The 16,010-nt window shown below is 53.1% G+C and carries 16 protein-coding genes, 1 pseudogene and 1 riboswitch; of the genes and pseudogenes, 9 read left to right on the top strand and 8 right to left on the bottom strand.

The window, feature by feature from the left end:
* The first annotated feature begins 85 nt into the window (after positions 1–85).
* Positions 86–877 (top strand): DNA-binding transcriptional regulator KdgR, encoded by a 792-nt coding sequence (gene kdgR, locus KGP22_RS12940; RefSeq protein ID WP_111964800.1) that lies wholly within the window; start codon positions 86–88, stop codon positions 875–877.
* Between the two features lie 61 nt (positions 878–938).
* Here the strand turns inward: kdgR and KGP22_RS12935 are convergent, their stop codons facing one another.
* Positions 939–1,178 carry a YobH family protein gene (locus tag KGP22_RS12935; protein ID WP_111964799.1) on the bottom strand — a complete coding sequence of 80 codons (240 nt, stop codon included), beginning with the start codon at positions 1,176–1,178 and terminating at the stop codon, positions 939–941.
* Positions 1,179–1,339: 161 nt separating this feature from the next.
* Between KGP22_RS12935 and mgrB the strand changes: the two genes are divergently transcribed.
* The 7 genes and pseudogenes from mgrB (at position 1,340) to rlmA (ending at position 6,572) form a co-directional block, all read left to right on the top strand.
* A complete protein-coding gene (gene mgrB / locus KGP22_RS12930; RefSeq protein WP_013096124.1) occupies positions 1,340–1,483 on the top strand; it encodes a PhoP/PhoQ regulator MgrB in 144 nt (47 codons plus the stop codon).
* A 74-nt stretch (positions 1,484–1,557) separates the two neighbouring features.
* Positions 1,558–1,848 (top strand): YebO family protein, encoded by a 291-nt coding sequence (locus KGP22_RS12925; protein WP_111964798.1) that lies wholly within the window; start codon positions 1,558–1,560, stop codon positions 1,846–1,848.
* A 23-nt stretch (positions 1,849–1,871) separates the two neighbouring features.
* Positions 1,872–2,861 (top strand): MBL fold metallo-hydrolase, encoded by a 990-nt coding sequence (locus KGP22_RS12920; protein ID WP_223579339.1) that lies wholly within the window; start codon positions 1,872–1,874, stop codon positions 2,859–2,861.
* 524 nt (positions 2,862–3,385) lie between these two features.
* Positions 3,386–3,530, top strand: a pseudogene (locus KGP22_RS12915) (DUF2627 domain-containing protein).
* Positions 3,531–3,543: 13 nt separating this feature from the next.
* Positions 3,544–3,753 carry a transcription antiterminator/RNA stability regulator CspE gene (gene cspE / locus KGP22_RS12910; protein ID WP_001062678.1) on the top strand — a complete coding sequence of 70 codons (210 nt, stop codon included), beginning with the start codon at positions 3,544–3,546 and terminating at the stop codon, positions 3,751–3,753.
* 219 nt (positions 3,754–3,972) lie between these two features.
* Complete coding sequence (ftsI, locus tag KGP22_RS12905) at positions 3,973–5,691, top strand: peptidoglycan glycosyltransferase FtsI (RefSeq protein WP_223579335.1); 1,719 nt, start codon at positions 3,973–3,975, stop codon at positions 5,689–5,691.
* 65 nt (positions 5,692–5,756) lie between these two features.
* Complete coding sequence (rlmA, locus tag KGP22_RS12900; protein WP_223579332.1) at positions 5,757–6,572, top strand: 23S rRNA (guanine(745)-N(1))-methyltransferase; 816 nt, start codon at positions 5,757–5,759, stop codon at positions 6,570–6,572.
* On the opposite strand, the gene mntP is transcribed toward rlmA, so the two are convergent.
* The 5 genes from mntP to manX all read right to left on the bottom strand — a co-directional run bounded on the left by mntP (position 6,569) and on the right by manX (position 10,724).
* Positions 6,569–7,135, bottom strand: a complete 567-nt coding sequence (gene mntP, locus KGP22_RS12895; RefSeq protein WP_047074362.1) for a manganese efflux pump MntP — start codon at positions 7,133–7,135, stop codon at positions 6,569–6,571. The genes rlmA and mntP overlap by 4 nt on opposite strands.
* 10 nt (positions 7,136–7,145) lie before the next feature.
* Positions 7,146–7,335, bottom strand: a riboswitch (yybP-ykoY riboswitch).
* Between the two features lie 198 nt (positions 7,336–7,533).
* Positions 7,534–7,992, bottom strand: a complete 459-nt coding sequence (locus KGP22_RS12890) for a DUF986 family protein (protein ID WP_223579329.1) — start codon at positions 7,990–7,992, stop codon at positions 7,534–7,536.
* Positions 7,993–8,047: 55 nt separating this feature from the next.
* Positions 8,048–8,899, bottom strand: a complete 852-nt coding sequence (locus KGP22_RS12885) for a PTS mannose transporter subunit IID (RefSeq protein ID WP_028018668.1) — start codon at positions 8,897–8,899, stop codon at positions 8,048–8,050.
* A 12-nt stretch (positions 8,900–8,911) separates the two neighbouring features.
* Positions 8,912–9,712: a PTS mannose transporter subunit IIC gene (manY, locus tag KGP22_RS12880; protein WP_008500490.1), complete on the bottom strand. Its 801-nt coding sequence runs from the start codon at positions 9,710–9,712 to the stop codon at positions 8,912–8,914.
* A 46-nt stretch (positions 9,713–9,758) separates the two neighbouring features.
* Entirely contained in the window at positions 9,759–10,724 is a 966-nt protein-coding gene (gene manX, locus KGP22_RS12875) for a PTS mannose transporter subunit IIAB (RefSeq protein WP_223579323.1), read from the bottom strand.
* Between the two features lie 463 nt (positions 10,725–11,187).
* Between manX and yoaE the strand changes: the two genes are divergently transcribed.
* The gene (yoaE, locus tag KGP22_RS12870; protein WP_111964792.1) at positions 11,188–12,747 is read left to right on the top strand and encodes a CNNM family cation transport protein YoaE; all 1,560 of its coding nucleotides are present in this window, start codon (positions 11,188–11,190) and stop codon (positions 12,745–12,747) included.
* A 6-nt stretch (positions 12,748–12,753) separates the two neighbouring features.
* Here the strand turns inward: yoaE and KGP22_RS12865 are convergent, their stop codons facing one another.
* Together KGP22_RS12865 and sdaA are read right to left on the bottom strand one after the other, a co-directional pair.
* Positions 12,754–14,352 carry a cyclic diguanylate phosphodiesterase gene (locus KGP22_RS12865; protein ID WP_223579320.1) on the bottom strand — a complete coding sequence of 533 codons (1,599 nt, stop codon included), beginning with the start codon at positions 14,350–14,352 and terminating at the stop codon, positions 12,754–12,756.
* 130 nt (positions 14,353–14,482) lie between these two features.
* Positions 14,483–15,847, bottom strand: a complete 1,365-nt coding sequence (gene sdaA / locus KGP22_RS12860; protein ID WP_023312197.1) for an L-serine ammonia-lyase — start codon at positions 15,845–15,847, stop codon at positions 14,483–14,485.
* Positions 15,848–16,010 lie beyond the last annotated feature (163 nt).

Below are 16,010 nucleotides of genomic sequence, written 5' to 3'. Positions count from 1 at the left end.
CGCGGATTGATTGCAGGTGACATGACGGGAACTTATAATAAAAACCGGTTCTGATTTTTATAAAACACTCTCTATGAGGTGGTAAATGGCTATTGCGGATTTGGATAAACAGCCAGATTCTGTTTCTTCCGTGCTGAAGGTGTTTGGCATCTTACAGGCGCTGGGAGAAGAGCGTGAAATAGGTATTACAGAGTTGTCGCAGCGCGTGATGATGTCTAAAAGCACCGTATATCGCTTTTTGCAAACCATGAAGTCGCTGGGCTATGTCGCCCAGGAAGGCGAATCTGAAAAATATTCTCTGACGCTGAAGCTGTTTGAACTGGGTGCCCGCGCGCTACAAAATGTTGACCTGATCCGCAGCGCTGATATTCAGATGCGCGAAATCTCTCGTCTGACTAAAGAGACCATCCATCTCGGTGCGCTGGATGAAGACAGTATTGTTTACATCCATAAAATCGACTCCATGTACAATCTGCGCATGTATTCGCGCATTGGTCGTCGCAACCCGCTCTACAGTACCGCGATTGGTAAGGTTCTGCTGGCGTGGCGCGATCGTGAGGAAGTGAAGCAGATCCTCGAAGGGGTGGAATACAAGCAAAGTACCTCACGGACCATTACCAGCACAGACGCGCTGTTAACGGTGTTGGATCACGTACGCGAGCAGGGGTATGGCGAAGATAATGAAGAGCAGGAAGAGGGGCTGCGCTGCATCGGCGTTCCGGTGTTTGACCGCTTTGGCGTGGTGATTGCGGGCTTAAGTATCTCCTTCCCGACTTTACGCTTCTCTGAAGAGCGTTTGCATGAGTATGTGGCTATTCTGCACACTGCCGCACGTAAAATTTCTGCACAGATGGGATATCACGAATACCCGTTTTAATCCCTCTGCGTAAAAAACGCCGCATCTGATGCGGCGTTTTTTTGCGTCATAATCAGACTGATTAGCCATTATCAATCACGACGGATGTTTTACGCAGTACAGGGCAGTGGGTTAAGCCAACGATCCCGCTGTCAGTATGCAGATACTGGGCTGTGCTCATTCCTTGTGCTGTTAAATATTTACACTGAATGCCTAACCCGGCTGCGTTTTCGGTGCTCCCCACGAGCACGCCATAGCCCGATAACAGAAGGCCAATCCAGACAAGGGCGAGTACAATAATTGTTCGAACAATAAAGCGCATCATTACCTCTTTTATCGTTGTTATCGTAATGCTAGCGTAATGTGTTTACGTGATGAAACAAGTGCATGATTCTGAAAAAAAGCGTGATAGAGGCACAGTTAGTCCTTGTTTAAGATAAGCGTGATAACCTCGCTACATCAGGTTTTAAGACGGAGTTTGGAGTGAAAAAAATACGCTGGGTGATTCTGGTTATCGTGCTGATAGCGTGCGTGGTGTTATGGACGCAGACGATCAATGTGATGTGCGATCAGGATGTACAGTTTTTTAGCGGCGTTTGCGCAATCAACAAGTTTATTCCGTGGTAAGAGACATTTTTTCTCAACGTGATTTCCTTCCTTCGCGCCAGTGGTAAAATAGACGTTTTTATTGAGGTGGTGAAATGGGTGAGTTACTGAATTCAGGGCTGCTGAATATAGCATCCCTGATGATTTCTTTGGTTGTTCTGCTCGTGGGTCTGGTCATTTGGTTTTTCGTGAACCGAGCCAGCTCCCGGACTAACGAGCAGATCGAACTGCTTGAAGCGCTGCTCGATCAGCAAAAACGTCAGAATGCGCTGCTACGCCGTCTGTGTGAGGCTAACGAACCGGAAGAGAAAGACGCGCCGAAAGACGCGGTCGTCGAAGAAAACAAAGACGAAGATGACTTTATCCGCCTGGTGGCTGAGCGTTAATCTTTTTGTCCTGGGAGGTGGCTGTGGTCTGGAAAAACCCCTGGTATGACCCCTCCCTGAAACATCACACCCCGAACGGTTTTCGTAATACCCTCCCTGTCGGACATCAACCCGGCGACATTGACCGTTGGCGTAAAGCGCGTAAAGAGGCCGGTTTACCGAAACCACCTGCGCTGGGTTATGAAGATTTTATCCAACATTGGTGGCAACCTGTAGATCTCACGCAACCTCATGGAGATGGGGTGTGGTGGCTCGGACACGCGAGCGTGTTGCTGCAGCTGGACGGTAATATCATCCTTACCGATCCGGTGTTTTCACGGCGCGCTTCTCCGCTCCCTTTCCTGGGACCACAGCGCAAAACGCCTCCCGTACTGTCTGTCGAGCAACTTCATCAGCTTGATGCGGTCGTCATCTCCCATAATCATTACGATCATCTTGATGACGCGACCATCCGCCGAATTCTCAAGCGCTTTCCCGACGTTAGTGTTTTTGTTCCCCTGGGTCTGGCCGACTGGTTTCGTCGTCGGGGAGCAAAGCGCGTAGTTGAGCTTGACTGGTGGCAGAGTTTCACCTGGCAGGGGATGACGCTGACCGCCGTACCTGCACAGCACTGGAGCATGCGCACGCCATGGAACCGCAATCGTTCCTTGTGGTGCGGCTGGGTGATGGAAGGACGGCATCACCGTTTCTGGTTCAGCGGTGATACCGGCTATTCACCTGAGCTGCTGTTGATTCCTGAACGCCTGGGCCAGATAGATGTTGCCGCGTTACCGATTGGTGCCTATGCCCCACGATGGTTCATGGGTGTCCATCATATGGATCCGCAATCTGCGGTGGCATTGTGGCAGCAGCTGGGCTGTCCACTGACGTTTCCCATCCACTGGGGCGTATTTGAACTGGCAGATGAAGCGCTAGATGAACCTGTGCAGGAGTTAACTAACGCGCTCGATAATTTAGCACCAGTTAATCATTCTTTCAGGATACTGAAAATTGGTGAATATTTATCCTTATAAACGAAGCGTTAAATTGTTGCATATATTCTTGATGTAAACGCTCGCAGGAATGTTTTATTTTTATCGAAACGTTTTGCTTGCCTTCTTTTGATGCAGAGTCATAAAAATTTCATTATTTTGGTGCATAACGCTGTTTATTAACTGATGCATTTTAATACAGACGGAAGTGGTTTTTTAACAGTGTTTTTCTCTGAAACAATTTGGTCGCGTTACAATGATTTAAGCATAAGTTTTCACAAATTGTTCTAACTTAATCAAGACGTAAGATTTCTTTTCCCGGTTGCTGGACGGTTCGTAATGATTGAGCTATGTTAAAAAAGTCTTAGATTACAGCGGTTGTGCAAGCAATGCTGGGTCTTTGTTACGCAGCAGGGCTGTCTGTACATGATGCGCATAATTGTGCAAAACCTGACAGGCACTGTTCGAATTTGTGCGGCGGATCGAGACATGTTTAAAAATGGCTTGCCATATTAAACATAGTGTGTGATAACACGTTTTGGGTCAAACGAGGTACAGTTCTGTTTATGTGTGGCATTTTCAGTAAAGAAGTCCTGAGTAAACACGTTGTCGTTGAATACCGCTTCTCTGCCGAACCTTATATTAGTGCCTCATGCAGTAATGTCTCAGTTTTATCTCATTTAATGCCTGCGGGCTAAGAAAACACTCTAAGGAATTTTGCAAAATGGCAAAGATTAAAGGTCAAGTTAAGTGGTTCAACGAGTCTAAAGGTTTTGGTTTCATTACTCCTGCTGACGGCAGCAAAGACGTGTTCGTACACTTCTCTGCAATCCAGGGTAACGGCTTCAAAACTCTGGCTGAAGGCCAGAACGTTGAGTTCGAAATTCAGGACGGCCAGAAAGGCCCAGCTGCAGTTAACGTAACTGCTATCTGATCGAACCGCTGCTGACTGAAGCGCTTAGCACTTCACTCTCAGACATAAAGCCTCGCATACCGCGGGGCTTTTTTATGTCCCTTATCTTTCAAAATATTACCATTCGCGGTCTTGTTAGTAACTTGTTGCAAAGCTGCGAGGTTAGTAGCACTGTTTTGCCACCCTAAACGCATCTTTTCCCGTTAAATCAGGGCGTTGTTTTACAGTCCTGGGGTTCAGGTGAAGAAGAAATTGATTACGACCGCTGGCAATTTCACGCCGGCGCGTTTTGCACTGCTCTGCTTAGCAATTTTTTGTAGTCTGGCTTTTTTGCTGGGCCGTGTTGCCTGGCTGCAAATCATCAAGCCTGACAATCTGGTGAAACAGGAAGATAAGCGATCCCTCCGCCAGCTGACGATTGATGCGCCGCGCGGCATGATAATGGATCGCGCAGGTCGACCCCTGGCGGTGAGCGTGCCTGTCCAGGCCGTTTGGGCCGATCCTAAAACGGTGCTGGCAAAAGGGGGCGTTGGCGTTGATGAACGCTGGCAGGCGTTGGCAAATGCGCTGCATCTCTCCCTGGGCACACTCTCGGCGCGAATTAACGCCAACCCGCAGGGGCGTTTTATTTATCTTGCCCGCCAGGTCGATCCCGCACAGGCAAAGTGGATCGATAAGCTGAATCTGCCCGGCATCAATTTACGTGATGAATCCCGCCGTTTTTATCCTGCAGGCCATGTGGCAGCGAACCTGATTGGCTTCACCAATATTGACGGGCAGGGCATTGAAGGCGTGGAAAAAAGCTTTAACGCGCAGCTGATCGGCAAGGCCGGAGTTCGGCAGGTAAGGGAAGACCGCTACGGTCGCGTGGTTGAAAACCTGACGGAAGTGGCACCCTCGCCAGCGCATAACATTCAGTTGAGTATTGACGAGCGGCTGCAGACCATTACTGAAGATGCGCTCGATAATGCCGTGGCCTGGAATAAGGCCGAGTCGGGTGCTTCGGTGCTCATTAATATCCCAACCGGGGAAATACTCGCGATGGCGAGCTATCCGGATTTCAATCCCAATAATCGAGAAGGTGCGACGATAAATGATTTTCGCAACCGCGCGATCAGCGATACGTTCGAGCCCGGTTCGACCGTCAAGCCGCTGGTGCTGATGACGGCCCTGCAGCAGGGGCTGGTTCAGCCCGACAGCGTGATTGACACTCATCCGTATACCCTTGACGGGCATCGTATCCGCGATGTGGGCTATTATCCTGAACTGACGATGACCGGGATCCTGCAAAAATCGAGCGACACCGGCGTGTCCCGACTTTCGCTGGCGATGCCTGTTCAGCATCTTATTGATACCTATCGAAACTTTGGTTTTGGTACGAATACGGGGCTTGGCTTAACGGGTGAGAGCGCGGGGCTGCTGCCCCAGCGTAAATACTGGAGCCAGCTCGACCGGGCGACCTTTGCCTTCGGCTACGGGTTGATGGTAACGCCGCTCCAGCTGGCTCACGTCTACGCCACGATTGGCGGCTTCGGTCTCGAGCGACCTCTTTCGATTACGCGTATCGATCCACCCGTTATCGGGCACCGCGTCATGCCGGAAGAGATTGCGCACGAGGTGGAGCACATGATGGAGAGCGTCGCGCTGCCCGGCGGCGGGGGCGTGAAGGCGGCCGTTCGTGATTACCGGGTGGCGGTGAAAACCGGTACGGCGAAGAAAATTGACGATAGCGGGAAGTACGTCGATAAATACGTCGCCTATACTGCCGGCGTTGCGCCTGCCAGCGATCCGCGATTTGCCCTGGTGGTGGTCATTAACGATCCGCAAAATGGCGCCTACTACGGCGGGGCCGTCTCCGCGCCTGTCTTCAGTGAAATTATGGGTAACGTGCTGCGTCTGGAAAATGTGAAACCTGACGGGCTACCGGCGGGTTCCGATCACCTGATCGTTATGCGTTAACCGGGCGTTTATAACCAGGGCGAATAGCGGTACACTTCGCCCTTTGATTATGCTCCGGAGTCACCATGTCCTTCAGCTGTCCTCTTTGCCACGCCCCCCTGACGCACTCAGATAAAAGTTATACCTGTCCGCAGGGGCATCAGTTTGATATGGCAAAAGAAGGCTATGTGAATCTTCTGCCGGTGCAGCATAAGCGTTCCCGCGATCCAGGCGACAGTGCAGAGATGATGCAGGCGCGTCGCGCGTTTCTTGATGCCGGGCACTATCTGCCGCTGCGGGAGGCCGTCGCGCATATGGTGAATGACATCCTGCCTGCTTCAGCCACCGCCATGCTGGATATTGGCTGTGGGGAAGGGTACTACACCGCACGATTTGCAGAGGTTGCCCGTGAGAAGGGGGCAAACATATTCGGTCTGGACGTGTCGAAAGTGGCCATTCGTGCGGCGGCAAAGCGTTACGCGGACGTGATGTTCTGCGTGGCATCGAGCCACCGGCTGCCGTTTGACGATGCCAGAATGGACGCTGTTATCCGCATTTACGCGCCCTGCAAAGCGGAAGAACTGGCTCGCGTGGTGAAACCGGGCGGATGGGTGATCACCGTGACGCCGGGCCCGCGTCATCTGATGGAGCTGAAAGGTCTGATCTACGACGAAGTACGTCTGCATGCCCCTCATTCTGAACAGCTGGCCGGTTTTAGCCTGAAGCAGGAGCAAACCGTGGCGTATGATATGTCGCTCACAGGGGAAGAGGCCACCGCGTTGCTGCAGATGACGCCGTTCGCATGGCGGGCAAAACCGGAAGTATGGGGAACGTTAGCTGCACATTCAATATTTCACTGCCAGACGGATTTCAGCATCCACGTCTGGCAGCGCGAAGATTAACCGGCGAAGTGTGCCCAGAGGATCTGGGCACCAATGCCAATTAGCACAATCCCGCCCAGGATCTCGGCGCGTTTACCCAACAGCGGGCCGATAAACCGTCCGACCATCATGCCCAGCGTGGACATGATCAGGGTTGCACAGCCAATAGCCAGCGCTGTGGCGATAATATTGACCTGCAGGAATGCCAGACCGACGCCGACAGCCATCGCATCAAGGCTGGTGGCAATTGCCGTGGTGACCAGCAGCCAGAACCCGTGGCGGTGCAGCGGCTCCTCGTCTTCATCATCACCGCCGCGAAAACCTTCTATCACCATCCGGCCACCGAGGAACACCAGCAGGACGAAGGCAATCCAGTGGTTCCACTCCAGCACGAACTGGCTGGCGAGCATGCCAAGTCCCCAGCCGATAAGCGGGGTCAGCGTTTCGATAGCACCGAAAATCAGGCCGGTACGCAGTGCTTCTGAGAATTTAGGTTTATGAAGCGTGGCGCCTTTTCCGATGGATGCAGCAAATGCGTCCATGGACATGCCAAAAGCGAGGAGGATCGTAGCGGAGATATTCATAACAGCGTCCAGACCGGGGATATCCATATGACACATCACTGCCCCCAGTAAACAGCAGTTGATGTATCTATGGTCTCGCCTGATCGCAACGCACATAAGATGTGCAGTAAGCGATCCGTACGCGCCACGTTTTTCAACGAGTATGTTGACACGTACATTTCCTGTGAACAGGAAATCGGCTACTCCCCAACGACGGGCGCAACCTTAACATATTTTGAGAATATAAAACAACAATGAGGAGGCATTATTTAAAACGTTTGTTGATAACGATTTTCATTTGTCTTTAAGCGTGAAGCTATCGTTAACAAATAGAGATCAAATTAACGAATGGGATATAGCTTCGGCTATATTTTTTGCGCAAGACAAACGCAGAATATAGCCGTTGCTATATATCTAAGCTATTGAGTTTTCAAGAGTAAATTGTATATCTTTTCCAGATCGTCAATATTATTCACCCGAATAAGCAGGCGGCGTTGTTCTAATTGCATCACCAGCACGCCGTCTTCTGATAAATTCATCTCTTTAATACGGTTATATTCTATCCATACATTGGCGAAGAAAAATCCGCGTGATTTAAAAATGATTTTCGGCGTACGGATCCAGAACAGATAAACAGCCATTAATGCCAGCGCACATAATAACCATGTGGTTAATATTGCACCATGGCTGGTGACGTTATTGTAAATAAGAATAACGATGAGACCCGCGAAGATAAACGCATCCACGCGCCCGCGTCGCAGAAGGGGAAGGGAGAGCAGCGTCTCGCCGTGACGGCGCGGCATGATGAACTCGTCATAGATCGCGTAAGCCAGAAGGGCAGCAATAAATAGAACCAGTACGATGTCCGTGACAGTCATTCATCCTCCAGATAAAAAAAACCGGGGGCAAGCCCCCGGCCTATAGCGTTGAAACTTAGAGACCCAGCAGGCCGACAGCGTAGCCCGCGATACCGATGATGAAGAAGCCAACGATAATCCACAGCGGGTTCACTTTCTTACGCAGCAGCCACATGCAGGCGAAGGTCAACAGCAGCGGCACCAGGCCCGGCATCAGCTGATCCAGAATCGTCTGCACGGTGGTGACGCGGGTCTGACCATCCTGACCGGTGATGGTCGATACCACCAGTGGGATGTTCACGTGCGTCCACTTGTTAACAAGTGCCCCCATGACAAACAGGCCGAGGATTGATGCCCCCTCAGTCAGTTTCTGCAGGAAGCCGCCGCCCATGTCCTTAACGATGTCCACCCCTTTACGGTAGCCGTAGGCCACGCCGTAGTAACGGGTCAGCAGACGCACGGCGTTAAACAGGATGAAGAACAGCAGTGGGCCAAGCAGGCTGCCGCTCATCGCGATACCTGCCCCCAGCGCTGCGAAGACCGGACGCACGGTACCCCAGAAGATAGGGTCACCGACACCGGCCAGCGGACCCATCAGGCCGACTTTAATACCGTTGATGGCACCATCGTCAATCTCTGCGCCGTTTGCACGCTGTTCTTCCATCGCCAGCGTTACGCCCAGAACCGGAGCCGCAACGTAAGGATGGGTGTTAAAGAATTCCAGGTGACGCTTGATCGCCTGACGGCGCGCTTCGTTGTTTTCCGGATACAGGCGTTTGATCGCCGGAACCATGGAGAAGCAGAAGCCCAGCGCCTGCATACGTTCGAAGTTCCATGAACCCTGAAACAGATTAGAACGGATGAACACGCCACGAATATCACCCGGAGTGAGTTTTTTCTCGGTGGTAGTTTTTGTCATATCAACCATTTCGCTCACCTGTTAGTCCAGTTCGTTATCGAGATCGTTGTTACCAGCAGCCTGCGCTGGGGCACCCGCGACGCGGTTATATTTCGGGCTGAGCTGGATGTAGAGAATCGCCATTACCGCACCAATAACACCCAGTGCAACCAGGTTGAAGTTGGTGAAGGCAGCGGTCACGAAGCCGAGGTAGAAGAACGGCATCAGGTAGCCTGCGCGCATCATGTTGATGACCATCGCATAACCGACGACCACGATCATACCGCCCGCGATATTCAGACCGCCGGTGACCACTTCAGGAATGGCGTTCAGCATGCTCTGCACTTCGCTGGTACCGACAGAGATCGCCACGATAACCGCCGGGATCGCGATACGCATCGCCTGCAGGAACAGGGATGAAACGTGGATCCACGACAGTGCAGTGAGGTTGCCGTTTTCGGCCGCCTTATCCGCCGCGTGCTGGAAGGCAACGGTGATAGTACGAACGATGATAGTCAGAACCTGGCCTGCTGCAGCCAGCGGGATCGCCAGGGCGATACCGGCACCGATACTCTGGTGACCGGCAATAACCAGAACGGTCGAAATGATAGAGGCCAGTGCGGCATCGGGCGCAACTGCCGCGCCGATGTTCATCCAGCCCAGGGCGATCATTTCCAGGGTACCACCGATGATGATACCGGTTTTCATGTCACCCAGAACGGCCCCAATCAGCGTACAGGCTACCAGAGGGCGGTGGAACTGAAATTCATCAAGTACGGATTCCATACCCGCAATACATGCGACGACGAACACCAGCACAATCTGAAGAGTGGTAATCTCCATTGCACTTCTCCTATTACATAAACTTTATATGAGAACCGGCGGGGGCTTATTTCCCAACTTTGCCGATCAAATCCATCATTTTCAGTTTTTGATCCGTGGAAACCTTACGGGCTTCCAGTTCAATACCGCGCGCATTCAGCTTGTTGAATGCCTCGATATCTTTCGCATCGACTGAAATGGCGTTGTTGACCTGCGTTTTGCCCTGACGGAATGCCATACCACCAATGTTCACGGAGGTGATTTTCACGCCGCCTTCAACAATGCGCTCAACGTCTGTCGGGTTAGTGAACAGGAGCATCACGCGTTCGCCCGCATATTTCGGGTTGTTGTAAACGCGAATCATCTTGGCGACATCCACGACGTGCGCGGTAACGCCAGGAGGAGCAACCTGAGTCAGAAGGGTTTTACGTACGGTATCGGCGGCCACTTCGTCGCTGACCACGATGATGCGTCGAACGTTGGTCTCTTTGGTCCAGCGCGTGGCAACCTGACCGTGGATTAAGCGGTCATCAATACGCGCAAGGCCGATCACCATGTAATCGTTCGGGCCCATTTGTTTTGCCGGTGCAGCTGCTTTTGGTGCCGCAGCAGGCGCAGGGGCAGGTTTTTCAACCGGCTGTGCTTTCAGGGCTTTTACCCCTTCGCGACCGGTTTCAACGGCCAGCGCCACCAGCTCATCGAAGCCTGGGTTATCGTCGCGCGCCATAAAGGTTTCCACCAGCATGGGGATGTTAACCCCGGCGACGACTTCATAATGCTCTTTATCGACGACAATGCGGCTGGCGGCATTGAACGGGCTGCCGCCCCATGTATCAACGAGAAACAGCACGCCTTTGCTGGTATCCAGCTTCGCGAGTTGAGCGTTGTATTTCTCTATCAGCGTCTCGGCGTTTTCACCGGGAACGAAATCGATCCAGCCGACGTTTTCCTGCTCGCCCAACAGCATCTCTGCCGTTTTGAGTAGCTGCTCAGCAGCCCAACCATGTGTGCCTATGACAATAGCAATGGTCACTTGCTACCTCCTTTTATTATCATTAATACGCCTGCCAGGCAGCCGTACTGAGAATCGTATTGGCGAACCGAATCGATTCAGATAAGGGTTAGAGTTCAAAAAAACTAAGACTTCCGCGAATTATTTTAGATAGTGAAAAAATAATTTATGTGATGAAGATCCGTAATTTAGCCTCGCGTTAGAGATTTATCCGTAGAGTAAAGCCGCTGTGTTACAGAACTTTGCAAAGGAACGTAAATCTTTGCTAAAAACACATTGTCTCTGATATGTTTAGCCTCCGTTTAATTGTTCAGGAGTATAGGGCTACAGCCCACTATATGGACCGTCACCGACGTCAGTCATCTGCCAGGCCATTTCGCGCCTTATTCACCGGCGATCCTCGCCACGTATCGACTCTGTCTACCTCTGTTTTGCCCACGTTGAGTGGGGCACCGTTTCGTCATTCCTTTAGCAGGAGCTTGTCATGGAATTCTTAATGGACCCGTCAATCTGGGTGGGATTGCTCACGCTGGTAGTGCTCGAGATTGTTCTCGGCATTGATAACCTGGTGTTTATCGCCATCCTTGCGGACAAACTGCCGCCAAAACAGCGTGATAAAGCGCGTCTGATTGGTCTCTCGCTGGCGCTGGTCATGCGACTGGGGCTGCTCTCCGTCATCTCCTGGATGGTCACGTTGACCAAACCGCTGTTCTCCGTCATGGATTACACCTTCTCAGGGCGTGATTTAATCATGCTGATCGGGGGGATATTCCTGCTTTTCAAAGCGACGACGGAGCTACACGAGCGGCTGGAAAACCGTCAGCACGATGATGGGCACGGTAAAGGCTATGCCAGCTTCTGGGTGGTGGTGCTGCAGATTGTGGTGCTTGATGCCGTCTTCTCGCTGGATGCGGTGATCACGGCGGTCGGCATGGTGAACCATCTGCCGGTAATGATGGCGGCTGTCGTTATTGCAATGGCGGTCATGCTGCTGGCCTCAAAGCCTTTGACGCGCTTCGTGAACCAGCATCCGACGGTGGTCGTGCTGTGTCTGAGCTTCCTGCTGATGATCGGCCTGAGCCTGGTGGCGGAAGGTTTTGGCTTCCATATTCCAAAAGGCTACCTGTACGCCGCGATTGGCTTCTCGATCCTGATCGAGCTGTTCAACCAGATTGCGCGTCGTAACTTTATTAAGCAGCAGTCGAATCAGCCGCTGCGCGCCCGTACCGCAGATGCCATTCTGCGCCTGATGGGCGGTCGCCGTCAGGTGAACGTTCAGTCTGATTCCGAAAACCACAACCCGGTTCCGGTGCCTGAAGGGGCATTTGTGGAACAGGAACGCTACATGATTAACGGCGTGCTCTCTCTGGCCTCCCGTTCGCTGCGCGGCATCATGACGCCGCGCGGTGAAATCAGCTGGGTCGATGCTAACCTGAGCGTGGATGAAATTCGCCAGCAGCTGCTCTCTTCACCGCACAGCCTGTTCCCGGTTTGTCGCGGTGAGCTGGATGAGATCATCGGCGTCGTGCGGGCGAAAGAGATGCTGGTGGCCCTGGAAGAGGGCGTCAACGTGGAAGCCGTTGCTGCCGCATCGCCTGCGATTGTCGTACCGGAAACGCTGGATCCGATCAACCTTCTCGGGGTGCTGCGCCGCGCTCGCGGTAGCTTTGTTATCGTTACCAACGAGTTTGGCGTGGTGCAGGGGCTGGTCACGCCGCTGGACGTGCTGGAAGCGATTGCCGGTGAATTCCCGGATGAAGACGAAACGCCAGAGATCGTTGCCGACGGTGAAGGCTGGCTGGTTAAAGGTACCACCGACCTGCACGCGCTCTCGCATACGCTGGGGCTGGAAAACGTCATCAACGATGAAGAAGACATCGCGACCGTTGCCGGTCTGGTTATCGCGGTTAACGGGCAAATCCCTCGCGTCGGAGATGTGATCGAGCTTTCGCCGCTGCACATTACGATCGTTGAAGCCAACGACTATCGCGTTGATATGGTGCGCATTGTTAAAGAACAATCTGCCCACGACGAAGATGAGTAATTCTGCTTAGCGCAGCGGCATTAAGGGCACGATGTGCCCGTTATGATGCGCTGGCGGGGACGCGCTTCCCGCCAGCCACTTAGGAAAATCCCGTAGCGGCATAGGCCGCGCATAGAAAAAGCCCTGCAGAACAGGCACGCCATGGCGGCGCAAATAGCGCGCCTGCTCCTCTGTCTCGACCCCTTCAGCAACCAGTTCAATATTCAGCCGCTGGCCCAGCGCAATAATCATATCCGTCACCGTTGAATTCACGGCGTCTGTACCAATGGCTGTGGTGAAGGACTGGTCAATTTTCAGCACGTCAGGATGCAGCTTTTCAAGCCAGGAGAGAGAGCTGTTACCGGTGCCAAAATCGTCGATAGCGAGCTTCACCCCTTTGCGATGCAGTTCGCGCACGATGCGATAATCCGCATCCAGCAGCGCATCCCGTTCCGTTAGCTCAATCACCAGCTGCTGGCGCGGACGGGCGCTGAACCAGAGGCGGTTCAGATCCTGTATCAACACCGCGTCACGGAAATGGCTGGCGGCGACGTTAATGCCGATGTGAAAACCGGCGCTGGCGGGAAAGTAGCCTATCTGGCGCACCGTTTCGGCGATCACATAGCGGGTCAGGGGGACAATCAGGTTATGTTCTTCTGCCAGAGGAATAAACACTTCCGGGGAGATCCATCCCTGACGCGGATTATTCCAGCGCAGCAGGATCTCCACGCCAGTGCACGCCTGGGTACGGGCATTCACCAGCGGCTGGCAGAAAAGCTCAAATTCCCGGCCCGCAATCCCCATATCGATCTCCCACGTGAAGCTCATCCGGTTTGCCGTTGCCAGCCAGGCGAGATAGCCCAGCAGCAGGCTCAGCATAAGCCCGAGAGGCAGCTGGGCTGGCAGGCTTTTTAAGGCTAACTCTCCAGGGCCTGGCCCGCTGACCGTAATGGTGAAAGGATTTCGGGTTGATGATTGCTGGAAAAGCGAGCCTTCCTTATCAAACGTCAGGCTGTCGCTGACGCGTTGTCCATAGCGCAGAAAGCGATCGCCTACGGTCAGCGCCACGTCATTGATGAGCGGGCGCTGGGGCTCCAGAATCATTTTGGCGATCAGATCGATATTAATGATCTCGATGACGCCTGCTTCACCGTCCTGAGAAACAGGATACCACTGGATCAATATCGGGCTACCCTTAAGCAGCCACTGGTCGCTCGATAAAATCAGCTTCGCTGTGCTGGCGGGTAATTCTTTCAGGAAGTCGCGAACGGGCACATTGCGGCTGCCGAAAATACTCGAGCAGTACAGAATACCGTCTTTAATCAGGGCGATGGAGCGTACCGTCTGCAAAATGGCTGCCTGCTTTCGCAGCGCGAGGTGCGCCTGCGGGCTGGGCTGCCCCACCAGGGGCTGCAGCACGCTGCGGCGGTTCTCTAAAGAAAGCAGGACGTTATCAAGGGCGCGAACGGTGTGGCTGGTAAAATCGAGGATCCGCTGTTGGTTAACATTGCGCTGCGAAATAAAGCGAATGCCTAACGTCAGGATGAGCGTGAGGAGCGCAACCGTCACACAGACGATAACGCGTTTTCGGCGATAGTTTTTAATGATCGTTTGTGCAGTTTGCATGAACGGTCGCCTGATAAGCCACCAGCCACAAAAGCCGGACGCAACAGTGAAAGTGTAGTGGGGAAAGCAGAAGGAGACGAGGAAGAAGAGGGAAATTCGCCCATCCGTTGCAGATGGGCGAAAGGCAGTATTAGTCGCACTGCACCTTAATGGCCAGGCCACCACGGGACGTCTCGCGGTATTTCGCGTTCATGTCTTTACCTGTTTCGTACATGGTTTCAATCACCTTATCCAGCGATACGCGAGGTTCGCTGGTACGGCGCATCGCCATGCGTGAGGCGTTGATGGCTTTCACGGAAGCAATTGCGTTACGCTCGATGCACGGCACCTGCACCTGGCCCGCGACCGGATCGCAGGTCAGACCGAGGTTATGCTCCATACCGATTTCAGCCGCCACGCAGACCTGCTCAGGGCTTGCGCCCAGCAGCTCTGCCAGGCCCGCCGCCGCCATGGAGCAGGCCACGCCGACTTCACCCTGACAGCCTACTTCAGCACCGGAGATGGATGCATTCATTTTGTACAGCGCACCGATTGCACCTGCCGCCAGGAAATAGCGGATGTAGATATCAGGCGTCACGGGCTCAATAAAGTGATCGTAATACGCCAGCACTGCCGGAACGATACCGCACGCGCCGTTAGTTGGCGCCGTCACGACGCGTCCACCGGCGGCGTTTTCTTCGTTAACCGCCAGGGCAAACATGTTTACCCAGTCGACCACGTTCATCGGGTCATTGGAAAACTTGTCCGTGGTCACCAGCATACGGCGCAGGGCGGAGGCACGACGCGGCACGCGCAGTGGACCCGGCAGAACGCCTTCGGTGTTCATCCCGCGGTCGATACAGGCGCGCATGGTTTGCCAGACGTTGGCAAAATAGTCTTCAATCTCTTTCTTGCTGTGCAGGGCCAGTTCGTTCTGCATCACCATGCCGGACAGTGAAAGACCGGTCTCTTTGCAGTAGCCCAGCATCTCGGTAGCCGATTTGAACGGGTACGGTACGCTGACGTCGCCGACGCTATCTTTGCCAAAATGCTCTTCATCCACGATGAAGCCACCGCCGATGGAGTAGTACGTTTTGCTGTAAATCTCTTTTTCACCGCTGTAAGCGTGAATGGTCATGCCGTTTTCATGCAGCGGCAGGTTGTCGCTACGGAAACGCATGCCGTCATCCTGCGGGAAATCGACTTCCTGCTGGCCGTTTGCCAGCAGCAGGCGGCCGCGTGTTTCCACGTCGCGGATGAATGCCGGGATGGCATCAATATCAACGGTATCCGGCATATTGCCTGCCAGACCCATAATAATGGCGATATCGGTGTGGTGGCCTTTACCCGTTAATGACAGCGAGCCGTAAACATCCACGGCGACACGGGTAACGCTTTCCAGTAATCCTTTTTCGACCAGATCATCGACGAACTGTTTACCGGCCTTCATCGGGCCAACAGTATGGGAAGACGAAGGGCCAATTCCCACTTTGAACATGTCGAATATACTAATCACTTTCACACTCCTGACAGGGTTACCGGGGTTCCAGTAACGATGTTATAACTGCGCATAGTGTAAGAGGGAACACCGACCTCGGCTTAACTATTCACATGAATTAAACTAATGGTTGACGATGGGTTTTGCTAATAGCGCGACGCGGATCGCAAACCTGCGAAAA

The organism is Enterobacter sp. JBIWA005 (assembly GCF_019968805.1).
GTDB classification, from domain to species: Bacteria; Pseudomonadota; Gammaproteobacteria; order Enterobacterales; family Enterobacteriaceae; genus Enterobacter; species Enterobacter vonholyi.
The sequence above is the reverse complement of the archived record's forward strand: the minus strand, read 5'-3'. Positions and strand labels throughout refer to the sequence as shown.